This is a genomic window from Maribacter hydrothermalis (genome assembly GCF_001913155.1).
GTDB lineage: Bacteria > Bacteroidota > Bacteroidia > Flavobacteriales > Flavobacteriaceae > Maribacter > Maribacter hydrothermalis.
This window is the reverse complement of the sequence record NZ_CP018760.1, coordinates 2,438,283-2,464,233: the sequence shown is the minus strand read 5'-3', so window position 1 is coordinate 2,464,233 and position 25,951 is coordinate 2,438,283. Positions and strand designations below refer to the sequence as shown.

14 protein-coding genes and 1 pseudogene are annotated in these 25,951 nt (G+C 35.1%); 10 read left to right on the top strand and 5 right to left on the bottom strand.

The window, feature by feature from the left end:
• Positions 1–183: 183 nt before the first annotated feature.
• The 3 genes and pseudogenes from BTR34_RS19275 (at position 184) to BTR34_RS10480 (ending at position 4,522) form a co-directional block, all read left to right on the top strand.
• Positions 184–549: pseudogene (locus BTR34_RS19275) on the top strand (DUF7009 family protein).
• A gap of 83 nt (positions 550–632) precedes the next feature.
• Entirely contained in the window at positions 633–2,930 is a 2,298-nt protein-coding gene (locus BTR34_RS10485) for an FdhF/YdeP family oxidoreductase (protein WP_068481217.1), read from the top strand.
• A gap of 185 nt (positions 2,931–3,115) precedes the next feature.
• Entirely contained in the window at positions 3,116–4,522 is a 1,407-nt protein-coding gene (locus BTR34_RS10480; protein WP_157483738.1) for a hypothetical protein, read from the top strand.
• A gap of 3 nt (positions 4,523–4,525) precedes the next feature.
• On the opposite strand, the gene BTR34_RS10475 is transcribed toward BTR34_RS10480, so the two are convergent.
• Both BTR34_RS10475 and BTR34_RS10470 read right to left on the bottom strand, forming a co-directional pair.
• Positions 4,526–5,704, bottom strand: a complete 1,179-nt coding sequence (locus tag BTR34_RS10475) for an acyl-CoA dehydrogenase family protein (protein ID WP_068481212.1) — start codon at positions 5,702–5,704, stop codon at positions 4,526–4,528.
• A 55-nt stretch (positions 5,705–5,759) separates the two neighbouring features.
• Complete coding sequence (locus BTR34_RS10470; protein ID WP_157483736.1) at positions 5,760–6,470, bottom strand: tRNA1(Val) (adenine(37)-N6)-methyltransferase; 711 nt, start codon at positions 6,468–6,470, stop codon at positions 5,760–5,762.
• A 57-nt stretch (positions 6,471–6,527) separates the two neighbouring features.
• Between BTR34_RS10470 and BTR34_RS18945 the strand changes: the two genes are divergently transcribed.
• A complete protein-coding gene (locus tag BTR34_RS18945) occupies positions 6,528–8,483 on the top strand; it encodes a CHRD domain-containing protein (protein ID WP_068481209.1) in 1,956 nt (651 codons plus the stop codon).
• A 549-nt stretch (positions 8,484–9,032) separates the two neighbouring features.
• Here BTR34_RS18945 and BTR34_RS10460 read toward each other — a convergent pair.
• Together BTR34_RS10460 and BTR34_RS10455 are read right to left on the bottom strand one after the other, a co-directional pair.
• Entirely contained in the window at positions 9,033–9,746 is a 714-nt protein-coding gene (locus tag BTR34_RS10460; protein ID WP_068481206.1) for a LytR/AlgR family response regulator transcription factor, read from the bottom strand.
• Positions 9,743–10,828, bottom strand: coding sequence for a sensor histidine kinase (locus BTR34_RS10455; protein WP_068481203.1), 1,086 nt, complete (start codon positions 10,826–10,828; stop codon positions 9,743–9,745). Before BTR34_RS10455 ends, BTR34_RS10460 begins: the two co-directional genes overlap by 4 nt.
• 337 nt (positions 10,829–11,165) lie before the next feature.
• Between BTR34_RS10455 and BTR34_RS10450 the strand changes: the two genes are divergently transcribed.
• The 5 genes from BTR34_RS10450 to BTR34_RS10430 all read left to right on the top strand — a co-directional run bounded on the left by BTR34_RS10450 (position 11,166) and on the right by BTR34_RS10430 (position 21,569).
• Positions 11,166–12,269, top strand: a complete 1,104-nt coding sequence (locus tag BTR34_RS10450) for a carbohydrate-binding family 9-like protein (RefSeq protein WP_068481200.1) — start codon at positions 11,166–11,168, stop codon at positions 12,267–12,269.
• A complete protein-coding gene (locus BTR34_RS10445; RefSeq protein ID WP_157483735.1) occupies positions 12,232–13,377 on the top strand; it encodes a family 10 glycosylhydrolase in 1,146 nt (381 codons plus the stop codon). Before BTR34_RS10450 ends, BTR34_RS10445 begins: the two co-directional genes overlap by 38 nt.
• 150 nt (positions 13,378–13,527) lie before the next feature.
• Positions 13,528–16,632: a SusC/RagA family TonB-linked outer membrane protein gene (locus tag BTR34_RS10440; RefSeq protein ID WP_068481194.1), complete on the top strand. Its 3,105-nt coding sequence runs from the start codon at positions 13,528–13,530 to the stop codon at positions 16,630–16,632.
• A gap of 9 nt (positions 16,633–16,641) precedes the next feature.
• On the top strand, positions 16,642–18,120 hold the full coding sequence (locus BTR34_RS10435) for a SusD/RagB family nutrient-binding outer membrane lipoprotein (protein WP_068481191.1): 1,479 nt from the start codon (positions 16,642–16,644) through the stop codon (positions 18,118–18,120).
• 116 nt (positions 18,121–18,236) lie between these two features.
• Positions 18,237–21,569 (top strand): VCBS repeat-containing protein, encoded by a 3,333-nt coding sequence (locus BTR34_RS10430; RefSeq protein WP_068481188.1) that lies wholly within the window; start codon positions 18,237–18,239, stop codon positions 21,567–21,569.
• A gap of 36 nt (positions 21,570–21,605) precedes the next feature.
• Here BTR34_RS10430 and BTR34_RS10425 read toward each other — a convergent pair whose 3' ends face one another.
• Positions 21,606–23,030 carry a sulfatase family protein gene (locus tag BTR34_RS10425; protein ID WP_197496118.1) on the bottom strand — a complete coding sequence of 475 codons (1,425 nt, stop codon included), beginning with the start codon at positions 23,028–23,030 and terminating at the stop codon, positions 21,606–21,608.
• A gap of 161 nt (positions 23,031–23,191) precedes the next feature.
• On the opposite strand from BTR34_RS10425, the gene BTR34_RS10420 reads away from it, so the two are divergent.
• Positions 23,192–25,921: a DUF7133 domain-containing protein gene (locus tag BTR34_RS10420; protein ID WP_068481182.1), complete on the top strand. Its 2,730-nt coding sequence runs from the start codon at positions 23,192–23,194 to the stop codon at positions 25,919–25,921.
• Positions 25,922–25,951: the final 30 nt, after the last annotated feature.

Here is a 25,951-nt window from a genome sequence, read left to right as displayed (position 1 = left end):
AGTCCAATCTTAATTAAGATTGGACTCTTTTACGAGAACACTATATGAAAATGAAAAAAATTAATTCGTTTTTATTACATAGTAAATATACAGGGAAGGATACATACTAGAAACTAATTGATGTCAACTTCATATTTTTTGATGTCAGTTACGTTATTTTTGTGGTGAACTCAAAATGTAGTTGTGAAAATTCACATAAAAGGAGATTTTATTCGGTTTCGATTAACCCAAACAGAGGTTAAAACACTATCCGAAGATGGGGAAATTTTTGATAGCACTAATTTTGGTGCAGTAAAATTCTATTATGGTGTTATCCTTAATAAGCATATTGAGAATTTAAAAGTAAGCTTTGAAAACTATACTATTATTTTAGAAGTGCCCTAGAACAATGGAAAAGGTTGGTTCGCTAATGATATTATCGCCTTTGACCATACTGCAAACACCATTGACCAAAACAATATATACGTACTCTTAGAAAAAGATTTTACTTGTCTTGACAATACTAGAGAGGATCAGTCCGATAATTACCCAAACCCTAAGTTGAGATAAAGTCTAGTAAATTTTATCATTTTCTAGGCGGTTTTTAAGGTGTTGAATGCTGTCGTTACTTTTACATTTACTAAGTTTAAAGCATGGATGCAAAAAATAAACGCAATGTCTCTTTTAGAGGATCTGAAGATTTTCTTGATATTGAGATTAAAGAACCTATAACCCATGCCGCAGGTTATTTAGGCGTACGTGAAGCTTTAAAACATACGTTTAAGGAAATGGGTGTTCTTCGTTCCATGCGAACATTATTGAGCATGAACCAAAAAAATGGTTTTGATTGCCCTAGCTGTGCATGGCCCGATCCAGAACACCCAGCACCAGGAGTAGAATATTGCGAAAATGGTGCAAAAGCTTTGGGTGATGAAGCAACTACAAGCCATATTGGAGTAGATTTCTTTAAAAAATACTCCGTTGAAGAATTATCTCAATTAACCGATTTTCAATTAAATAAATTTGGGCGATTAACTGAACCAATGGTGTTAAAACCTGGTAATGTACATTACCAACCTATTTCTTGGCAAGAGACTTTTGACCTAATTGCAGACGAACTTAAAAAACTAAACAATCCAGACGAGGCAATATTTTACACCTCTGGTAGATCAAGTAATGAAGCGGCTTTTTTATATGGAATGTTTGCTCGCGCATTAGGCACCAACAACCTTCCCGATTGTTCTAATATGTGCCATGAAAGTAGCGGTGTAGCCTTGGGTGAAACTTTAGGCATTGGCAAAGGCTCCACAACTTTAGAAGACCTTTATGAAGCCGAAGTAATACTAATTGCAGGTCAAAACCCAGGAACAAACCACCCAAGAATGTTGTCTGCATTAGAAAAATGTAAGCAAAACGGTGGAAAGGTAATTAGCATTAACCCATTAGAAGAATCGGGTTTGGTAAATTTCAAAAATCCGCAACATGTTAAAGGTTGGATTGGTGGAGGTGAAGACATGGCAGATATTCACTTACCTGTAAACATAAATCAAGACATACCGCTTGTAAAATTGATATTAAAAAAACTTTTAGCTTTAGAGCAAGAATATAAAAATGTATTTGACCACGACTTTATTAAAAAATACACCGATGGTTATGATGCACTTATTTCTGATTTAGCTACGTATTCATCCAAAGCGCTTTTAAATAAAACAGGAGTTTCTGAAGCTAAAATAGATGAAACCGTAGCTCTTTTAGCTAACAAGTCTAAAATTATTGTGTGTTGGGCAATGGGCTTAACACAACACAAGAACGGAGTTGAAAATATACGAGAGTATGTAAACCTTCTACTACTTAAAGGAGCTATTGGCAAACCTAATTCTGGCACCTGTCCTGTACGCGGTCATAGTAATGTACAAGGAGACCGCAGTGTTGGCATACAACATTTTGTTGATAAAGAAATGAACGACCGTATAAAAAAACACTTAGGTTTTGCTCCACCAGACCATGAAGGTGTAGATGTCGTAGGCGCTATGAAAGCCATGCACGAGGGTAATGCAAAAATATTTATGTGCCTTGGCGGAAACTTTTTAATGGCAGCTTCTGATACTGAATATACCGCAAAAGGTATTCAAAATTGCGACCTTACCGTACAAGTAAGTACAAAGTTGAACCGAACACATTTAATTACTGGTAAAACTGCATTAATACTACCAACCATTGGCAGGTCTGAAAAAGATATGAAAAATGGTAAGCCACGCCATTTTACGGTAGAAAATAGTATGGGTAGGGTAAAGAAATCGAAAGGAATTTTGAAACCTGCTTCAGAAACCATTATGAGCGAACCAGAAATTATTGCCAATATTGCTCACGCATACTTTGGCGAAAATCACCCCATGCAGTGGAAATCTTTAGGGGAAGATTATGAATTGATCAGAACACAAATAGACCAGGTAGCAAAAGGTTTTAGCAACACAAAAGAACGTTCTGAGGGTGCTGGGTATTATTTACCAAATAATGTACGCAATTTAGACTTTAGCATGCTCCCAAATGGTAAGGCGCAGATTACTATTAACAAATTACCAGTACACGATTTGGCAAAAGATGAATATATGCTAATGACTATACGCTCTCACGACCAATTTAATACAACAATTTATGGCCTTGACGACCGTTACCGAGGTGTTTATAATGCAAGAAGGATTGTTTTTATGAATACTGATGACATGAAAGCTGTAGGGTTAAAAAAATTAGATATAGTTGATATTACGAGCACATATGATAATTTAGTACGTATAGCACATAATTTCAAGGTTGTACCCTACAATATACCATCGGGTAATTTGGCATCATATTTTCCTGAAACCAATGTACTAGTACCCTATAACCATTTTGCTGAGCGCAGCAAAACTCCTATTAGCAAATCAATTAAAGTAAGATTAGTTAAGAAATAGTACCAAGCAACTGGTGAAATAATTTATAATAGAATAAAAACCAATTTTCCCATCGAATAAGCAATCTTATAGAAAATCTTTACCTATTGGTATTAATAGTGTAAAGATAATTTTAATCTTATAAGGTGCTCAATGTTTCTATCCCTTAAATTTCTAAATTAGCGGTTACTAAAACGCTAGTTATCATGAAAATGCGCAAATTTTCCGTACTACTAATTTTCCTGTTCATATTATCTTTTTGCCATGCGCAAAACAACCTCAAGGATTTAGTATATGCCGGAAGAAGTTTTACATGGGGAATGAATATGAGTAGTTATGATCTTGTTATTTTGCTACGTTCAGACGGTACTTTTTGTGAAGAATTAGAAGAACCAGATTGGCAAACTAAAATAACCGGGCGTTACAAAAAAATTAAAGAAGGATACTTTCTAGAGTACATGGATAGTTCTGTAGAAAATGATACCATTACTATTGAAGAAGATAAAGAAGGATATACTTCAATCTACTATGGCGGTACTCAAATGGTAAAAATGGATGTCGCCAACAAAGTGCCTTCTGGATTTTATAAGTATTCGAGCGCAAGCAGTTCTGGCGGAATGGGTACTGGTCTTATTTATGTTGGAACACAACGATTTGAAGGCTATAATTTCTATGACAATGGCACGTTTGACCGTAATTCCACCGGTGGTGTAATGGTGAGTGGCGGTGGAGATGGCGGCGGCGGAATTGGTGGCGGAAGTAATAGTGAAAGTTCTAGTAGCGGAAAATACACCATAAAAAACGGACTTTTGACACTATTTAATAGAGATGGAAGCATAGAAAAACATAGCTTTTTTTACGATGCGGATGGTGGTGAGGATTTTATGGTGGCATTAGATGGCTCTATCTTTTTTTATGAAGAAAATGAGCAACTAAAAAGTGGGGAAATTCATAAAAATCCTGACCCTGTTCAACCTAAAATAGAACCTTCTACTTCGGATGTTACTTCAGCAATAAACGTATTGCAATCCGTAAAAACGACCCATGGAGGACAAGCTATAGATGCCTTAAAAACCCTAAAGGCCGAAGTTGTTATTTCTGGAATGAACTTTAAAGTACTGCTTGATAATGAACGACATTATATTAGGCTAGAATCACTAGAACCTTCATTTCCTTACATTGAACAGCTCGAAGGAAATTCCGGATGGACATATCAAAACAATAGCTATAATGAAATGCCTGCAGAGCGAATAAATGAAATGAAACTGACTTTTATATCAGGAATTCTAGGCCTGCAAAAAAAAGTTCTTGATAAAACTAAAATTCTAGAAACCCTTGAAGGAGGAGAAAATCTTAATTTAATTAGTGCTCAAATTTCAAATGAAAAAACGGGTTACATTATAAATACGCTCAACAATTCCTTATCGGCAACAATTATTATTAAAGAAGACCAAAAAGAAGTTACTTACCTCTCTGACTTTAAAATGGTAGGTGACCTATTTCTCCCATACAAAGAAACCACAGTAACGAATGAAACTACGATAGAAGTATTCTATAAAAGCTACATTCTTAATCCAACATTTACTGTTGCCGAATGGTCCAAAAAAAGATGAAGTTTATTGAAAAGCTGGCATACCTGTAATATCAGCGCCGGTAATTAATAAATGAATATCATGAGTACCTTCATAAGTAATTACACTTTCTAGGTTCATCATATGCCTCATAATACTGTATTCACCAGTAATACCCATACCACCTAAAACCTGTCTTGCCTCACGCGCTATTTTAATGGCCATTTCCACATTGTTTCTTTTAGCCATAGATATTTGTGCAGTTGTCGCTTTACCTTCATTCTTTAACTGACCTAATCTAAAAGCCAATAATTGTGCTTTTGTAATTTCGGTTATCATTTCTGCCAATTTCTTTTGCTGTAATTGGGTTGCTGCAATTGGCTTTCCAAATTGAATACGTTCTTTTGCATATCGTAAAGCAGTATCATAACAGTCCATTGCCGCACCTATGGCACCCCAAGAAATTCCATATCTAGCAGAATCTAAACAACCTAACGGAGCACCTAAACCAGATTTATTTGGCAATAGATTTTCTTTAGGCACTTTTACATTATCAAATATTAACTCTCCGGTTGCAGATGCTCTTAACGACCATTTATTATGTGTTTCTGGAGTTGTAAAACCTTCCATACCACGTTCAACGATTAATCCGTGTATTCGCCCTTCCTCATTCTTTGCCCATACCACGGCAATATCGCAAAATGGAGAGTTTGAAATCCAAAGTTTAGCACCATTTAAAAGATAATGGTCGCCCATGTCCTTGTATTTGGTTTCCATACCACTTGGGTTAGAGCCATGGTTTGGCTCTGTTAAACCAAATGATCCCATCCATTCCCCTGTAGCTAATTTTGGCAAGTATTTTTTACGCTGTTCCTCAGTGCCATACGTATAAATAGGATACATAACCAATGAAGATTGAACAGATGCCGTAGAACGCACACCACTGTCCCCTCTTTCAATTTCTTGCATAATAAGTCCGTAACTAATTTGATCTAGCCCCGCTCCACCATACTCCTCGGGAATATAGGGTCCAAATGCACCAATTTCAGATAAACCTCCTATAATTTGCTTAGGAAATTCTGCCCTTTGGGCATACTCCTCTATAATTGGAGACACATCTCTTTTTACCCACTGTCGCGCAGCATCACGCACTAATAAGTGTTCTTCAGAAAATAAATCATCTAAATTATAATAGTCTGGTGCTTCAAATAAATCAGGTCTCATAAAATTACTTTTATCAAAGATAATTAAAGAAATATAACAATATACAACTGTATAGTTACATTTTTAAATAAAAATCTTTTGTTAGATTAATGTAGTCCACTGTGTAGACATGCCTCTCTTTTTCGATAGTTAAATTTAGCATTTCGCATTCTTTTTCCTGCCTAGTGAATTCTAAAAGTACCCTTTTCACTTCAGCTGAAGGGTTTCCTTTTACATGCATACAACGACTCGGAAACAATTTATAGTATGCAGCCAATTGTATAAAACCATCCCTTTCTTTAAAAGGTATTATTGTGCTAAAGATTCCATTTTCAGAAATCAATTTTGAAACCCCATCTAATAATTCGTTAAAAGGTAGAAATTCATTTTGTCTTGCCTGATCTCTTTGCAAATCACCAGAAGCAACATTTTCGGTATAAAAAGGAGGATTACAAACTATCACATCATATAAATCCTCAACTTCCTCAATAAACTCATCTAAACCAGCGTGGTAGCAATAAAGCCGATTTCCCCATGGAGAACTCTCAAAATTCTCTACAGATTGTTCGTATGCATCTGAATCAATCTCAATGGCGTCTATAACTTCAGCACAACTTTTTTGAGCTAGCATTAAAGCAATAACACCTGTACCTGTCCCAATATCCAATATAGATTCCGCATTACTGATATCAGTCCAAGCGCCAAGTAAAACCCCATCCGTTCCTATTTTCATTGCACAACGGTTCTGGTCAATTTTAAATTTTTTAAAGCAAAAAGTATCTTTCAATAGTAGGTAAGTTAGGACGATGAAATGTAAATATTATAAACTTTAATTAAAATTGCTATGAAATTTAAAAAAACTATTAAACTAATTTTGCCCATAATCATGGGTACTTTACTCATTGCTTCTTGTAGTAGTGATGATGACGGTTCTGAACCACCAATTGTGATTGGTGAATTAGATTCGACTACGTATCAGCTAAATTCAGTTGCTAACCCAGACATCGATGGTACGGCAAAAGTCATAAAAAATGATGATAACACTGTCACAGTAGAACTTGATTTACAAAATACACCAAGTGGAGGTATGCACCCAGCACACATCCATTTCAATACTGCAGCCGAAGGTGGTGATATTGCAATTACTTTAGGAACCGTAGATGGTTCAACCGGAATGGGAACCATTACATTTTCCACATTAGATGATGGCACAAGTATTACCTATGAAGAAATTTTAAATTTTGATGGGTACATTAATGTACATGCAAGTGCAGATGATTTAGGCACATTAGTGGCACAAGGTGATATTGGCCAAAATGAACTAACCGGTACTTCTAAGGTATATGCTTTAGGTAGTGTTGCAATAGAAGATATTGATGGTACCGCAACCTTTAAACAAAGAAAAAATGGTGAAGCATTAGCAACTATTGCTCTAAATAACACCCCTGAAGACGGAATGCACCCAGGTCATATTCACATGAACACTGCAGCTGAAGGTGGCGATATAGCATTCACGTTCAATGATGTAAATGGAGCAACAGGAATAAGTAATACCAATGTCTCCAAGTTAGATGATGGCACTGACTTTAAATATGAAGATGTCCTAGCTTACGATGGCTATATTAATATACATGTTAGTGCAGAAGATTTAGCAACTTTAGTTGCGCAAGGAGATATAGGACAAAACGAATTAACAGGGGAAGCTAAAACGTACGAACTTGGCTCAGTGGCAGTAGAGGATATTGATGGTACTGCAACGTTTGAAGAGAGAATTAACGGCGAAGCATTAGCTACTATAATGTTAAGAAATACTCCCGAAGATGGTATGCACCCAGGTCACATACATATGAATACTGCTATAGAGGGCGGTGATATTGCTTTTACTTTCAATCCTGTAAATGGAGCTACTGGTATAAGCAAGACAAATGTATCTACGCTTGACGATGATACTGAATTTGGTTACACTCAAGTTTTAGATTACGATGGCTATATTAACATTCATGTTAGTGCAGATGACTTGGCAACTTTAGTTGCACAGGGAGACATAGGACAAAACGAATTGACAGGCGAAGCTAAAACGTATGAGCTTGGTTCGGTTGCAATACCAACTATTTCAGGTACAGCTACCTTTGAGGAAAGAAAAAATGGGGAAGCTTTGGCTACCATAATTTTAGAAGGCACTCCAGAAGACGGTATGCACCCAGGCCACATACACGCTAATAGCGCTGCTGAAAGTGGAGATATACTTTTTACTTTCAATCCGGTTAACGGAACTACCGGCATAAGTAAAACAAATGTTGCGAATTTGGACGATGAATCAGATTTCGGTTATGAAGAAGTATTAACCGTTGACGGTTATATTAATATACATTTAAGCGCAGATGATTTGGCAACGTTAGTAGCCCAAGGTGATATAGGTGAAAATGAACTTACAGGAACCTCTAAAACGTATACTTTAGCAACGGTTGATGTACCTGGTATTAGTGGAACTGCTACTTTTTACGAAAGAGCAAGCGGTAATTCATTAGCGGTTATAGAATTGGCAGGAACTCCAATGGACGGAATGCATCCTGGACATATACATGCTAATAGCGCTGAAGAAACAGGTCCTATTATTTTCACCTTTAACCCTGTAAATGGAACTACTGGTGTTAGTAAAACCCATGTTGAATTATTGGATGACGAAACACCATTCAATTATGAAAATGTTCTTGCGGTAGATGGTTATATAAACATTCATTTGAGCGCAGATGATTTGGCAACCTTAGTTGCACAAGGTGATATTGGTGCCAATGAATAAATGAGTTAAATTATTTTATAGTTCCTGTAAATAAATCTTATTTACAGGAATTATTTTTTGTCTAAAAAAGTAATTATAAATATCGAACTCATTATGCCCATTTAGATTTATTGCTTTTCATTATTAAACAACACAACTACTTAAGCTAAACAATCACAATTCATTTTTATTTATTTACCAGAAAATTTTGCTAACATTCCTTCATCTAAGTGGTTAAGTCCAGTAACTTCCATAATAATGGGGATTTAGATATTTTGGTAGCTTCTTTATTTACCGATTACCTTAGTGGGAGCAAAGTAGAAAATGCCATCGTATTTCTAAGTAATGATAGCAAACTAAATTTTATACTTCCTTACTGCCCAATACCACACATGCCAACTGGCTTATCATAGAAGTAGCTGGTTTCGACAAAGATGGATTACTAGATTTAATTCTCAGGGCTTTTATCTCCGATGTTAATGAAATGTTCCTTATTATTTAGGAAACAGAAATTTCTAATTTAACCTAAATTTTGCTTTATACACCAAAAAAAATGCATTTGAATTGACTTTACTCATCCAAATCATTTAAGATTCTACTTTTTGTATCAGCTAAATAACTGCGCCCAATGGTATACCTAATTCCACCTATTTCTACACTATTCCCTTCAACGACACTAACCTTATCTACAGCAATGGTGTAAGATCTATGGATACGTATAAAATTATCTCCCGGCAACTCATCGGTAAAACTACTTAAGGTTCTATGTATTATATATTTTGCCGTAGGCGTAATAATCCTAATATAATCTTTAAGACTTTCAATCACCATTATCTCATCTAAATAAATTTTCTGCAATTTTTTCTTATCGACCTTTACAAAAATATTAGGTTTTTCCTCTTTATCAGAAACCACTTTATTAGTGCCTTGTTTAAGTCCTATAATCCTATCTACGGATTTAAAGAACCTTGGTAAAGAAATTGGTTTTACTAGATAGTCTATGGCTTCTAGCTCAAAACTTTTTAACGCATGCTCTTCATGGGCCGTAGTCATAATTACAAAAGGTTTTTTATGTAGCGTACTTAAAAATTCCAGTCCGTCCAAGAAAGGCATATTGATGTCCAAGAACATAATATCAACATTGTTGTCTCTTAAAAAGGTAGAGGCATCCATAGCATTTGAAAAAGTCCCTTCTAACTGAAGTTCTTTTACCCTAAGAATATAATTTTTAAGCACATTAACCGCCAAAGGTTCATCATCTACCACAATCACTTTTAAAATCATACTACTTTAAGATTTAAAATAACATTGAACATTTTGTTCTCCTCGTATATTGATAATTCATAATCGTTTTTTGCATAACCAAGCTCTAAACGTTTTTTAACATTTGATAATCCTATACCTCCTGAATTTACAGGGTATTTAAATTCTTTATTTGCATTAGGTATTGTATTGGAAACTCTAAAATTCATAAATCCGTTAGTCACCAATACTTCGATGACGATTTTCATTTCGCCAATATTTTTACTAGCTCCATGTTTAAAACAGTTTTCTACTAATGGGATTAAAAGCATGGGAGCTATTTTACAATTATCAAGATCTCCTGAAATATTCATATCTATTCTTAGGCTATCATCAAATCTAATTCGCTCCAAATCTATATAATTTCTAATACAATTTATTTCACTAGTTAAATCTTGTCGCTGTTTTTTAGTAGCATAAAGCAAATATCTCATTAGCTCGGACAGCTTAAGAATAACTTCGGGTGCCTGATCAGACTTTTCTAAGGTGAGAGAATATATGTTATTTAACGTATTAAAAAAAAAATGCGGCGACACCTGTGATCTTAAAAAACGCAATTCGGTCTTTAATTGTCTTTTTTCTAAATCGTGCAATTTACTGCTTTCGCGTAACCAATCAATCGTTAGTTTAATAGCCGTAAAAAAGGAAATTACATAAACCTCCCCTATCATGGTTTGCACTGCATAACCAATTGTCAGTGAATTAATCTCCTCAGGACCTTCTGGCATTACATCTGTACTTACCAAATAATACGTTAAATTGAATTTCAGCAACAACATTCCAAATAAGGCAAGAAGTATATAAATAGTATATTGAAAATATTTTTTGGTATAAATAAATTTTGGCATTAAATAATACGCATTTAAATATGCCAAAAACATATGTATTGGAAAACCTATTAAATTAGTTCTTAGAGAAAGTAAAAAGTCATTATGAATACTACTCCAGCGAAAAGTATTGATTAAAAAATAAATAGACCAAAACAATACATGATGCAAAGGTTTTATATCACTATCTCCTAAAAACTTTGGTCTGCGTAAAAACTTCAATATATTAATATTCATAGGCAAATAGTACTCGGATTATTTGGTCTTATTGACGTTGGACTTCAATCTGAAGTTGTTAAGCTAAATTAATTTATACTTATGGTATTAATCAAGACTATTATTAAAGCAAATTAAGGGCCTTTTACTGATAAAAGTAATTAAAAACAATAATAGCATTTAATTCATTTCTAAAATTGGAACTAAAACTTTAGGATTTTCTAGTATAAATATTTACTGAAATGATATTACTTTTTTCAGATTAGTAAAACAACTAAAATATAAAATTCTATAAATGAACCATTTTTTAATACTAGGGACATAGCAATCTCCAATTGAAATATTAATTATATAGAGCATGTTAAAATTTGAATATCAATCAATCGAATTAAAAAGGACGGTTGCTTCTTTATTGTTCGTACTTTATTTTGGAGGAACAGCCCTCATAGGTCAAAATATACCCTTAACATATAGTGCACACAAAACATCTGAAAACATCTTAATAGATGGGAAAATGGATGAAAAGTCTTGGCAAAAGGCAAAATGGACTTCAAATTTTATAGATATTGAAGGAACCAAAACACCAACGTATAAGACCAACGTAAAAATGATTTGGGATGAAAGTTATCTATACTTTTTTTCAGAAATAAAAGAGCCACATGTATGGGCTACCTTAAAGCAAAAGGATACTATTATTTTTTACAACAACGATTTTGAAATTTTTATTGATCCTGATGGTGACACACATAATTATTACGAACTTGAATTAAATGCCTTGAATACGGTTTGGGATTTATTTTTATCTAAACCCTATAGAAATAATGGATATATTTTAGATGGCTGGGATTTTAAAGGTTTGAAATCTGCTATTCATATTAATGGCACTTTAAATAACCCTACAGATATTGATGAAGGCTGGTCTGTTGAAATTGCCATACCTTGGTCTTTTACTACTGAACCTGGCGGAAGAACAAAAGTCCCTGAAAATGATTTTTGGAGAATAAATTTCTCTAGGGTTAATTGGTCATTTAATTTAGAGAATGGAAAATATAGCAGAAAAAAAGATGCCACTGGTAAATTCCTTCACGAGAATAATTGGGTGTGGTCTCCGCAGGGAGTCATTAATATGCATGAACCTGAACATTGGGGATACGTATATTTTGCTACTGATACAGATTTAAAACAAAAAGATTTTATCATTCCGGAAGATGAACATATTAAATGGTATTTGTACAAACTTTATAGAGATTTAAAGAATGGTAAAATTGGAGACAAAGCCTGGACAAGTACTAATGGACAATTGCAAACAGAGCCCAAACTGATACTAAATAAAGTAGTCACAGCTGTTTTAGAAAAATTTAATTTTGGGTTTAACATTTGGGTAAAAAGTCCGTTTACCAACAAAAAACTTGTAGTACATAACGATGGAAAATTCGAAACTTACGATGATGACAAACAATAGCTTATTAAAATTTCTAGCCATATCCACTATTTTACTCGCTACTTCTTGCGAATTAAAAAAAGAACCTACTCCTCCTAATTCCCTGGCAATAAATACTAAAACTGTCGAAAAAAACTTTAAACTTTGGACATGGATCACCGCCGAAAAAGAAAGAACTAATGAATCTTTCGATGAAGAGTTTAAAAAATACAGCGACAATGGCATCAATGCTATATTAATAAATACTTACGGCGACCCAACATTATTGACAAGGTTAGTCCCTATTGCAAAAAAATATAATCTTGAGGTACACGCCTGGATGTTTACCATGAATAGACCTGGGGACAAAATTGCCGAGCAACACCCAGAATGGTACGCAGTAAGTAGAGATGGCAAGTCCTGTTTTGACGAACCGCCGTATGTAGGTTATTACAAATGGTTGTGCCCTACTCGTAAAGAATCGAGAGAACACGTACTTAGCTTAATAGAAGGCCTTGCCAAGGTTGAAGGAGTTACCAGTTTTCATTTAGATTATATTAGATATTCTGACATTTTTTTACCTATTGGCCTACTACCAAAATATGATTTAAAGCAAGAAGTAGAACTCCCACGTTATGACTTCTGTTATTGTGATGTTTGCACGGCTGAATTTGAAAAAGAACACCACAAAAACCCTAAAGATTTCAGTAATCCTGCAATAGATATGGAATGGAAGAATTTTAGGTTAAATAAGGTAAAAGCTATAGTAGACGAAGCGTATAAAATTACCCATGACAATGGTAAATTATTAACTGCAGCAGTATTTCCCTATCCAGAAATGGCGGATCATATGGTTCGTCAACGATGGGATAAATGGAATGTTGATGCGGTTTTACCAATGATTTATAATGTATTCTATAACGAAGAAATAGATTGGATCGGGTATGCTACCAAACAAGGGGTTGAAGATTTAAAAGGTAAAAATACAGAATTGCATACTGGTATTTACGTCCCAGAAATGACAGCTATTGAATTAAAAGAAGCTATTAAACAAGCTAAAACCAATGGTGCAAAAGGGGTTTCTTTCTTTGACGGACCAGCGATAACCACTGAGCAATGGCAGACAATTAGAGACTCACAAAACGACTAATTATTGTTTGATTCTTAAAAAATTACGTTTATATTAACACGTTGTTAATCTTTTCACAACAGTTATTAGTCGAAATTATTGAATTATCAATATAAGAACCCTCATCTTAAATCCGTATTTTAAAAAATACCTAAACTAAACTCAAAATTCATGAACAAAAAATTCTTAAGTTTTTTGACTTTTGCATTGCTTTTATTTTTTCAAGCCGCAATAGGTCAAAATAAAAACGTATCAGGTGTTGTCACAGACGATACAGGGTCACCTTTGCCGGGTGTAAACGTTGTTGAAAAAGGCACATCGAACGGTACATCGACCGACTTTGATGGAAATTATGTAATCAGTGTAGATGCTAACGCCACTTTAGTTTTCTCCTCGCTCGGGTATGCAACTAAAGAAGTTGGTGTTAACGGTAGATCTACTATAAATACTTCGATAGAGGAAGATGCTAGCGAATTAGATGAGGTTGTAGTAACCGCTTTAGGTATTCGTAAAGAAACGAAAGCGTTAGGTTACTCCTTAACAGAAGTTGACTCGGAAGAAATCGCAACTATTAAAACACCAAATGCAATTAACTCTTTACAGGGGAAAATAGCTGGTGTAAACATTTCTCAGAATGCCACCGGAGCCGCAGGTTCTAGTAGAGTTGTAATTCGTGGGTCCAGTTCATTATCCGGCGAAAACCAACCGCTTTATGTTGTAGATGGTATTCCTATAAACAATGGCAATAATGGTTCTGCTGGTATGTGGGGTGGATCAGATGGTGGAGACGGTATTTCCAGTATAAATCCAGATGATATTGAATCTATATCAGTACTTAAGGGTGGTGCTGCATCTGCGCTGTACGGTTCTCGTGCTGCAGGCGGTGTTATTATCGTTACTACAAAAAGCGGTAAAGGACAAAAAGGTTTTGGAGTAGAGGTAAGTAGCTCTGTTACTTTTGACAAAGTAGATTCATCTTTACAAGATTTTCAAACAGAATATGGCCAAGGTTTATTAGGAGCTAGACCTACTACGCAAGAAGGTGCCTTAGAAGCAGGAACTTCATCGTGGGGAGAACGTTTTGACGGCGCAAATTCTATACAATATGATGGTGTTTCCAGACCATATTCATATGCAGGTAGCAATATTGACAAGTTCTATAGAACAGGAACTACCTTAATTAATACTGTTGCTTTAACCAGTGCTACTGATAATTTAACTTATAGATTATCTGCATCTGATTTAAACAACCAAGATGTAATGCCGAATGCTGGCTTAAACAGAAAATCATTTTCGTTCAATAGCTCAGCTATCTTGGCAGAGAAATTGACCAGTACCATTAATGCTAAGTATATCATAGAAAAAGTTGAAAATAGACCTCGTTTGTCCGATGCACCAGGTAATGCAAACTTTACCGTTGCTTTATTACCAGGTAATTTTGATGTTCTTACATTACAACCATCAACTAATCCTGATGGTTCTGAAAGACAGTACTCTAATAATACATTCTCGCAAAACCCATATTTTGCAGCTTATAATTTTAGAAACGAAGACCAAAGAAATAGAATTATAGCATCTACAACATTAAGATACGATTTTAATGACTGGCTTTCTTTAACCGGTCGTATGGGTATAGATAATGATGTTATAAGAAGAACAAGTGTTGAGCCTTTTGGCACCGCATATAAACCTTTAGGAAGTATAGAGGAACAAGAAAGAAGAACAAATCAAGTAGACGCCGATCTTATTTTAGCTGCTGATAAAGATATTACCGACAAGTTTGCAATATCGGCTTTAGTAGGGGTTAACTCTAACCACCTTAAATCTGAAAATCTTTTTCTTGGTGGTGACGATTTTATTGTACCAGGCTTAGAGGACATAGGAAACACGGTAAGAATTAATAGAAGAAGAGAATACAGTGAGCGTAAAATTGGTTCTGTTTATGGATCTTTAGAACTTTCTTACGATCGTTGGGCCTATGTTACTTTTACTGGAAGAAATGACTGGTTCTCAACATTGTCTTTCCCAGGTAAAACTTCTCCAAATGATGACTTCTACCCTTCTGTAAATGGTAGTTTAATTTTATCAGATGCGTTGAACATGCCTTCTTTTATAAGCTTCTTAAAACTAAGAGGTGGTTATTCAGAAGTTGCAGGTGGAGCTCAAAACCCATATGAATTAGCTTTAACCTATGAAATCTTTGGAAATCCGCTAAATGGACAACCAACAGGTAGAATAAGTGGAAGTACCGTTCCAAATGCAAATTTAGTTGCCTTTAGTAAAAGTGAAACTGAAATAGGATTGGATTTAAGAATGTTTAAGAATAGACTTTCTTTTGACATTGCTTATTATACGAATGAAACCACTAAAGACATCGTAGATGTTGCAACTTCAACTTATTCAGGATATAATGGAGCTAAGGCAAATCTTGGAAAAGTATCTAACAAAGGTGTTGAATTTTTAGTAAGTGGATCACCAGTTAGAACAGCTAATTTTAATTGGAATGTAACTTTAAATGGGGCTTACAATGAAGGTCTTGTAGAAGCAACCGATGAAGTTGGATCAGATGTAAATTTAGATGAGCCAAGATCCCAAAATGTAAGAATTACTCATATAGTTGGTGAAAGATATGGTACTATTGTCGGTGTTTCTTATGATAGGGATGAAAACGGCGTAATTAGATATGATATCGATGATCAAGGAGTTCCTAGAGCTGTTGAAGGCGAACGTAAAATATTAGGTGAAGGCGTACCTCCTTTAACTTTAGGTTTCTCTAATTCATTTACCTATAAAAATTTCAATCTTAACTTTTTAATTGATGGTAAATTTGGAGGACAAGTATTCTCAGGTACAAATACAACCATTTATGGAAATGGACTTCATAAGAATACATTAGAAGGTAGAGAAACTGGCTTAACAGTTTCTGGAATTGACGCAGCAACTGATCAACCGTTCACTACTACAATAGCTCCTGAGAATTTACAAACCTATTGGGGAGAAATAAATGATATTGCAGAAGAATTCGTAGAAGATTCTGATTACATTAAGTTTAGACAATTAAGCTTAGGGTATTCATTACCTGAAAAATTATTAAAAGATGTTTTCTTAACGAATGTAAATGTATCATTCATTGCTTCTAACTTGTTTTATATATCTAGAAGTATAGATAATATAGATCCTGAAAGCGCGTATAACGTAGGAAACTCTCAAGGATTGGAATACTTTGGTGTACCAACTTCAAGAAATTATGGTATGACTATCAACTTAAAGTTTTAATAAAAAGATATGAAAAAATTAATTTGTTTATTTATGATGGCGCTAGTTGTCGGCGCTTGTGATGACGGATTTGAGGATTTAAACGTAAATCCAACAAAACCTTCACAGATTGCAGCAGGCAACAAATTAACTGCTGTATTAAAATTTGTATCTAGCGAACGATATGATAATTGGAGAGCACAATTGATCTATCAATCAACAATGATGCAACATTTATCAACTACTGCAGGATATTGGAGTGGCGATAAATATACTTGGAATAGAGGTTATGCATCTTCTTTATTAGATCGTTACTATGAAAATGCAATTAAGAATGTTGAAGACTTAAAATTTCAATTAGATAACGAAGAGGCTCCAGAAGAAATGAAGGCCATAGTAAGAATTGTACGGGTTTTTGCTTTTTCAAGACTTACTGATTTATATGGTGATGTTCCTTATAGCGAAGCTGGTAAGGCTGTTATAGAAGGCGTTTTTCTTCCAAAGTATGATACGCAAAGCGAAATTTATGCAGACATGCTTAAAGAATTAGAAGAATCTGCAGCCGCTCTAGGTAATGGAACATCTGGTTTTGGAACTGCCGATGTTATCTATCAAGGTGACCAAGCTAAATGGAAAAAATTGGCTAACTCTTTAATGCTCCGTTTAGGACTTAGATTAATAAAAGTTGATCCAACAGCTTCTCAGGCATGGGTAACTAAGGCAATAGCAGGCGGAGTTATGACTTCCAACGAAGATATCTTTTATCTTCAACACGACTCTAATAATAGAAATGGCATATCCGAAGCATTTGATGCTGATGGCAATCCAAGGATGAGCAAGACTTTTATAGACTTTTTACAAGACGGAAATGACCCAAGACTTCCAATACTTGCTGCAAGAAGATCAGATGGTAGTACAGCACCAGCAGATCTAATAGGTTTCCCTAACGGTTTAGATAGTGCTATGTTGTTAGCAGAAACCGGAGAAGAAAATACAGACAATTATGCTGAACCAAATAGAGCAATTCTTGCAGGTTTTGATGCTCCAATGATTTTCCAAACTTACGCAGAAGTAGAATTTATGCTTGCCGAAGCAAATGTACGTTGGGGATTAGCGGGTGATGCCGAAACACATTATAACAACGGTGTAACCGCCGCAATGAAGCAACTGTCTCTTTTTAGCGATGATGCAATTATTGAGGATGATGCAATTGCAACATACTTAACTAATAATCCGTATGATGCTACAAATGCAATTGAACAAATAAACACCCAATATTGGGCAGCTACATTCTTAAACGAATATGAAACGTTCTCTAATTGGAGAAGAATAGGGTTTCCTGTTTTAACCCCTACAAATTACCCAGGTAATGAAACTGGAGGCACTATTCCAAGAAGACTGACCTATTCTCAGAACGAGGCCAGTGTTAACGCCGCAAATTATGAAGCTGCGGTAGCTTCACAAGGTCCAGATGTACTTACCACAAGAGTTTGGTGGGATGTACAATAACAATAATTAAGTTTGGTTTTTGAGTGAAACCTCTCATAATAGTTGAGTTAATTTTTATTGAGTTTGAAAAGGAGAGGAAACTCTCCTTTTTTTGTATAAAATAGTATCTTGTAATCATGAAAATTAGACATTTTTTTTACTGTTGTTCGCTACTACTATTTAGCTGTAGTTCTACTGTTGAAAAAGCAGAAGAAGGTAACAAACTTTTTACATTACTAAAATCAGATATAACTGGTATTGATTTTAATAATAAAATTAAAGACGATAAGAACAAGAATATTTTTGCCTATGCCAACTTTTACGGCGGCGCAGGTATTGGTGTAGGTGATTTCAATAATGACGGGTTAGAAGATATTTTCTTTGCAGGTAATATGGTTCCAGATAAACTATACATGAACAATGGAAACTTAACTTTCACGGACAATACCGAGAATGCCGGTATTAAAAACTTCGAAGGTTGGTCCACAGGTGTTACTATTGCAGATATAAACAACGACGGTTTCTTAGATATCTATATAAGTAGAGAGCTATACGATGAAAAACCAGAATGGAGAAGAAACTTATTATACCTAAATAAAGGAGATGGTACTTTTGAAGAAAAAGCCGAAAACTTTAAAATTGCAAATACCGAAAGAACAAGACATGCTACTTTCTTAGATTATAATAAAGACGGACTATTAGATTTATTTCTACTTACCCAGCCTCCTAACCCTGGTAGTTTATCTCAATATCACAACTCCGACAACTTACTAATTCCTGAATATGCTTTAAAACTATATAAAAATGAAGGTGATACATTTACAGATGTTTCAGAAATAGCCGGTATTAGCAAAACCGGGTTCCCTAATGCCGTTTCGGCTAGTGATTTAAATAATGACGGGTGGACGGATCTTTACATTGCCAATGACTTTTATGCTCCAGATTTTCTATTTATCAATAATCAGGACGGTACATTTACTGGTATAGAAAAAAGTGCGCTAAAACAGACTTCTTACTACAGTATGGGAGTTGATGTTGCCGACATTAACAATGATCAAAATTTAGATGTTTTTGTACTTGATATGGTTTCTGAGGATAATTTTAGATTAAAATCGAACATGAGCGGAATGAACATCGGTTCTTTCTGGAAAGTGGTAGAAGATGGCGGCGGTTTTCAATACATGTACAATACACTACAATTAAATAATGGCAATGAAACCTTCAGTAACATTGCTCAATTTACAGGTATGGCGGCAACCGATTGGAGTTGGTCTAATCTTATAGCTGATTTTGATAATGACGGACTTAAAGACACCTATGTAACAAACGGTCTTTTAAGAGATATAAGAAATACCGATGCCGATAAAAATGTTACCAATTATATAAATACCACAAGGGCAAATTGGCTTCAAAAGAATCCAAATGCACAAAATATTGAAAGTATTTGGGACGTAGTTGATTTAGAAAAAGCGATAAATATGGTCCCTTCTCAACCGTTAAAAAACTATGCTTATAAAAATAAAGGAGATTTAGCATTTGAGAATAGTTCCAATGAATGGGGCTTAGATGAGGAATCATTTTCTAATGGATCCGCCTATGCCGATTTGGACAATGACGGAGATCTCGATTTAATCGTTAATAATATCAATAACGAAGCTTTTATATATAAAAACAATTCAGAATCATTACCAGATAAAAACTTTCTAAGAATTACTTTGAAAGATGAAGCCAATAAACCAACTTTTGGTGCCAGAGTTAATTTATACACTTCAAAAGGAATTCAGACCTTAGAAAGTACAAATGTTCGTGGCATTTATTCTACTAGTGAACCCGCATTACATTTTGGTCTTAATTCATTAACCCATATAGATAGTCTTACCATTCTTTGGCCAAACGGAAATAATACAATAAAAAAGGATATTAAAGCCAATCAATTTTTAGAAATTTCTTCAAAAGATTTAAAAGCTGTAAATTCCATAACAGAAGAATCGAAAAAATATCTTTTTGCCGATGTAACTTCCTCGTTTCCTGCAAAATTCAAACATCAAGAAAACAAGTTTGATGACTTTGAAAAACAAGTATTGCTACCACATAAACTGTCACAATTTGGGCCGGCATTAACCACTGGTGATATTAATAAAGATGGACTAGATGATTTCTATATTGGTGGTGCGGCAAACCAAGCTCCTGCCTTATTCGTGCAACAAAAAAATGGTAGCTTTATAGAAAGTCAGTCTAATTTCTGGTCTAAAGAAGCTGCATACGAAGATATTGACGCCCTATTTGTAGATATCAATAACGACGGGTTTAAAGATTTATATGTCGTTAGTGGTGGTAATGAATACCCGAAGAACGATTTTCATTATACGGACAGAATTTATTTAAACGAAGGCAACGGAACATTTAAAAAAGGCGCTATACTCAATGCCAGTAGAATAAGTGGCTCAGTAGTAAAATCTGCCGATTATGATGGTGATGGCGATATGGACATTTTTGTAGGTGGTAGACATACCCCACAACAATACCCCAATCCGCCTTCGAGTATGCTACTTATTAATGAAAACGGACAATTATCAAACAATACCGAAAAAATTTCACCTCACCTTATAGACCTTGGTATGGTGACCGATGCTATTTGGACTGATTACGATAAGGACAATGATTTAGATTTAATCGTAGTTGGCGAGTGGATGCCGATTACCATTTTTGAAAACAACAACGGTAACCTCTCAAAAATTGAAACCGAAAATTTTAAATCGAGTTACGGCTGGTGGTTTAGTATAGAGCAAGGCGATTTCGATAATGATGGCGATATGGATTATATCGCGGGTAATCTTGGACTTAATTATAAATACAAAACAAGCACAGACAAACCGTTTGATGTCTATTATAATGATTTTGATGCCAATGGTAATAGTGATATAGTTCTTGGATATTACAATAATGAAAAACATTATCCACTACGGGGCTTTTCGTGCTCCTCAGAACAAGTGCCAGCTTTAAAGAAAAAAATTGTTAAGTACGATGCTTTTGCGTCTATGGAATTAAAAGAGGTCTACGGAGAGGAAAAATTAAAAAACTCCCTCCACTACTATACGGACACTTTTGCATCTGTTTATATTGAAAATAAAGGAAGCGGTCAATTTAAGATAACCAATTTACCGAATCTAGCACAATTATCTAACCTTAACGATATGCTAATTAATGATTTTAATGGTGACGGTGCTCTTGATGTTTTAGGAATAGGAAATCTTTATGTATCGGAAATAGAAACACCCAGAAACGATGCTGGAACTGGCATTTTATTATTAGGTAACGGCAAAGGTTTATTTACGGCCAAAAGAGGTTCTGAAATAGGGTTTTATGCCGCTAAAGATTCTAAGAAAATTACAACAGTAATAAATGGTAAAAACAATTATGTATTAGTAGGGAATAACGACGATGACCTCCAGTTTTTTAAAATGGAATAAACTTGATTTTTAATTGAGTTACTAAAAACCTCTCAGCTAATCAATCATACCAGGCAATCTGGTTTCTAGGCCTTCCATATCTTTTAAAGAATCGCCAAGTCGTGTTCGCATATTATCTGCCAATATTTGAATTTTTTCAACAACCTTGGGGTAATTTGCTGCCACATTGTTAGTTTCACTAGGGTCAGATTCCAAATTATACAATTCAATTTCAGTTAAATCAATCATTTTATATTCCCCGGGCAATCCATCTTTTCCCGGTTCTTGACCATTCATGGTTCTATATTTATGAGGAAAATACAACTTCCATTTACCATAGCGTACTCCAAATAATTCATTAATTCTATAGTAAAAGAAGTATGCTTCTTGCGGACTCTCATTTGTTTTACCTGTTAATAAAGACCATGCGCTTTTACCATCAATTATATTCTTGGGCAATTTTGCACTGGTAACTTCTGCCAAAGTGGGCAAAATATCAATTGCCATTAAAGGTGCATCTATTACAGTTCCACCTTTAATCTCTTTAGGGTACTTAATTATAAAAGGTTCCCGTTGTCCACCTTCCCAACCGGTTCCTTTACCTTCCCTAAACGGAAACGCACTACCGGAATGATTGCCATAAGCCAACCAAGGTCCATTATCCGAAGTGAAAATAATTATAGTATTATCGGTTAATCCATTCTTTTCTACAGATTTTATTATCTCCCCAACAGACCAATCTAACTCCATGATCACATCACCATATAGCCCTCTATTAGACTTTCCTTTAAATTTATCGGATACAAACAAAGGAACATGTGGCTGTGGATGTGGTACATATAAAAAAAATGGGTTGTCCTTATTACGATCTATAAAATCAATACTACGTTCTGTAATTAATGTTGTTAAGTTTGTTTGGTCCGTAAGTGTGTCTAAAATACTTTCATTATGGTACAACGGCAAAGGGCCAAAATTAAATATAGGTCCTTGTTGTGGGTGAAGTGGCCACATATCGTTAGAATATGGAATTCCGAAATACTCATCAAAACCATGCTTGTTTGGCATAAACTCTTGCGCATCACCTAAATGCCATTTACCAAAAATTGCAGTAGCATATCCTTTGTCTTTCAGCATTTCTGCAATTGTGGTCTCTTTTGGGTTCAGTCCTTTTTTGCTATTTGGCATTAACGCATTATGAATACCAATTCGGTTAGGATAACTACCCGTAAGAATGGCCGCTCTTGAAGCTGAGCACACCGCTTGTGCGGCATAAAAATCAGTCAATTTTGCACCATCATTAGCCATTTGGTCAAGATTTGGTGTTTCTATATCATCTGCTCCAAAAACTCCAACATCGTTATACCCTTGGTCGTCAGTGAAAATCAAAATAATATTCGGAGAGGTAATTTTCTTGGTATTCGCCTTTTGACTAATACTTATTTGACAAAAACAAAGTAGAGCAATAAAGATGGGTTTACGCATTATTTTATACATTTTAAACCATTTAAGTTAAGAAATAACAACCAATTTTTCCCTCAATCATAGTTTAATTTTATAAATTCAAGAACAAAAAAAATACAATGCTTTTAACCCAATTAAAATATAGAATTACACGTCTTTCCTTTTTCAGTTTCTCCCTTATAATGATTCTATTAACCGGGTGCATCGAAAACAATAAAAATCCAAATCCTGTAGATAGCGTAATAGCGTCTATGTCAGACTCACTACCTAAAATGACACTGCCGGAAGATGCTAATTTGGAAGATGAGAAATGGGCCGGAATTGACCTTGACGAAAAAGCTCCTGTACTCCCATTATACCCAGACGAACAAGCCAAAAAATTTTTACTTCCACAAGGATATAAGATAGAACCTATACTTACCGAACCACAAATTGAACAACCAGGTGCAATTTCTTTTGATGGTAATGGCAGAATGTATGTTTTAGAACTTAGAACATATATGCTAACCGCAGATTCCGATGGCACATTAGAGCCAAACAGCAGAATTTCAAGATGGGAAGATCTTGACGATGATGGTATCTACGAGACAGGTACTATTTTTGTCGATGATCTAATTTTTCCACGATTTGTTTTACCCTATGGAAAAGACTGCATTTTATCAATGGAATCAGATGCAGATAATGTGTACAAATACACTGACACCGATGGCGATGGCAAAGCCGATAAAAAAGAACTGTTTACAACTAAATATGGCAGATCAGGCAATGTAGAACACCAACAGGCATTTATGTATTATGGCATGGATAATTGGCTTTACAGTACTGTTAATGCATTTAGGGTTAAAGAAACACCAAATGGTGTAATTCGTGAAGAAACAGGATATAATAGAGCACAATGGGGAGTAACACATGATGATGACGGTAAATTATGGTTTCAAGGTGGGGCTAGTGGTGTGCCTTCCCATTTTCAATTTCCTGTGCATTATGGAAATTTTGAAGTCGAAAATGAGCTTGCCGAAGGCTTTGAAATACCCTATGGGTCTCCAATAAAAATTGCGGATTTACAAGAAGGAATGAAAAGAGTACGCCAACCAGACGGCTCTTCCAATCGTGTAACTGGCTCGGCAGGTAACGATATTTATCGTGGTGATAGGCTACCCACATCACTTTATGGACAATATTTTTATGGAGAACCTGTAGCTAGAATTGTAAGACAAATAAACCCAGTTGTTACCGAAGGTCTAACCACTTTACACAATGTCTATCAACCAGAACAATCAGAATTTTTACGTTCTACAGACCCGCTTTTTAGACCTGTTGACATGACAACCGCTCCAGATGGCACAATGTATATAACCGACATGTATCATGGTATTATTCAAGAAGGTCAATGGGCACAAAAAGGAACCTATCTAAGAACCAAAATAGAGCAATATCAATTAGATAAAGTAATAGGGCTGGGGCGAATTTGGCGCATAACTCATGAAAGTAAAGAACGCGACACAAATAAACCCAGGATGTTTGATGAGAAACCTAATGAATTAATAAAATATCTTGAACATCCAAATGGTTGGTGGCGGGACAAAGCTCAACAGCTTATTGTTCTTTCTCGGGACCAAACTACAGTTCCCGAATTAAAGAAGGTAGCATTGTCCCATAAAAATCCGTTAGCCAGAATTCATGCCCTTTGGTGTCTAGAAGGCCTTGGCGCATTGCAAATAGATGTTTTAAAAAAACTATTCAACGATAGCAACCCAAAAATTAGAATACAAGCTATACGTGCTAGTGAAACACTGTACAAATCCGGTAATAAAAGTCTTGCTGGCAATTATTTAAAACTAATGGAAGACACTGATGTAAATGTCGCCTTACAGGCCATTTTAACAGTTCAACTATTGGAAATTCCTAATTATAAACAGCAACTTACCACGGTTATTAATACTAATAAAGCCAATGGAATACAGGTAGTAGGCACACAGGTCCTAAATAAAGAAAAAGCTGGAAATAGAAGTAATGAAAACTCTAATCTTTACACCTCAGCAGAAGTAGAAACAATAAAAAAAGGTAAGGTAATTTTCAATGAATTATGTGTTCAGTGCCATGGCAATGACGGCACAGGAACTCCGTTAGGTAATGGTACTGTAATGGCGCCACCATTATCTGGAGCTATACGGGTACAAGAACATCCTGAATACATTATTAAAACTATTCTCCACGGACTAGAAGGGCCATTAGATGGCAAAACTTATCCCGCTGGCATTATGGTAGGAAATAAAGAACAGACTGATGATTGGATCGCCTCAATTGCATCCTATATCAGAACTAATTTATCCAATAATGCATCTCCGGTAAATGAAAAATATGTAGCTGACGTTCGCAAAAAAACAAATGCTAAAAAGGGTACCTATACCTATCCTGAATTAATCAATTCAGTGCCAACCTCTTTAGCTCTAAATCCGAACTGGAAAGTAACTGCCAGTCATACAGCACCAAATAGAATAGGAGGAACTGCCTCGCCAAAAAGTGCATTTAATTTTGAAGGATGGACTACAGGTGAAAACCAAAAAGAAGGTATGTGGTTCCAAGTAGAGTTGCCTACTAGTACACTACTTACTAGTTTAAAATTCAACTCGCAACCTATATCCAGAGGATGGTGGGAAGACGCACCACCACCATTACAAACTTATGCTAGAACCTACGAAATAGCTGTTTCTAATGACGGTGAAAACTGGAAAATATTAGATAGTGGCAATGGCACTCATGAAGATTATTATTTAGATTTTGAACCTATTTCAATAACCCATTTAAAACTAAAACTTACAAGTTCTATAAAAGAAGAAAATGAAATTCCTTGGCATATTCGCCAATTAAAACTCTATTCGTTAAAACCCAACCACCAACCATCTAAATAGTTTACACAGGATAGTAATACTTCAAGAACT

Excerpts from the sequence above, each read along its gene's own strand:
- BTR34_RS10485 (WP_068481217.1), top strand. The coding sequence starts at position 633 with ATGGATGCAAAAAATAAACGCAATGTCTCTTTTAGAGGATCTGAAGAT.
- BTR34_RS10480 (WP_157483738.1), top strand. The coding sequence starts at position 3,116 with ATGAAAATGCGCAAATTTTCCGTACTACTAATTTTCCTGTTCATATTA.
- BTR34_RS10475 (WP_068481212.1), bottom strand. The coding sequence starts at position 5,704 with ATGAGACCTGATTTATTTGAAGCACCAGACTATTATAATTTAGATGAT.
- BTR34_RS18945 (WP_068481209.1), top strand. The coding sequence starts at position 6,528 with ATGAAATTTAAAAAAACTATTAAACTAATTTTGCCCATAATCATGGGT.
- BTR34_RS10460 (WP_068481206.1), bottom strand. The coding sequence starts at position 9,746 with ATGATTTTAAAAGTGATTGTGGTAGATGATGAACCTTTGGCGGTTAAT.
- BTR34_RS10455 (WP_068481203.1), bottom strand. The coding sequence starts at position 10,828 with ATGAATATTAATATATTGAAGTTTTTACGCAGACCAAAGTTTTTAGGA.
- BTR34_RS10450 (WP_068481200.1), top strand. The coding sequence starts at position 11,166 with ATGTTAAAATTTGAATATCAATCAATCGAATTAAAAAGGACGGTTGCT.
- BTR34_RS10445 (WP_157483735.1), top strand. The coding sequence starts at position 12,232 with ATGGAAAATTCGAAACTTACGATGATGACAAACAATAGCTTATTAAAA.
- BTR34_RS10440 (WP_068481194.1), top strand. The coding sequence starts at position 13,528 with ATGAACAAAAAATTCTTAAGTTTTTTGACTTTTGCATTGCTTTTATTT.
- BTR34_RS10435 (WP_068481191.1), top strand. The coding sequence starts at position 16,642 with ATGAAAAAATTAATTTGTTTATTTATGATGGCGCTAGTTGTCGGCGCT.
- BTR34_RS10430 (WP_068481188.1), top strand. The coding sequence starts at position 18,237 with ATGAAAATTAGACATTTTTTTTACTGTTGTTCGCTACTACTATTTAGC.
- BTR34_RS10425 (WP_197496118.1), bottom strand. The coding sequence starts at position 23,030 with ATGCGTAAACCCATCTTTATTGCTCTACTTTGTTTTTGTCAAATAAGT.
- BTR34_RS10420 (WP_068481182.1), top strand. The coding sequence starts at position 23,192 with ATGATTCTATTAACCGGGTGCATCGAAAACAATAAAAATCCAAATCCT.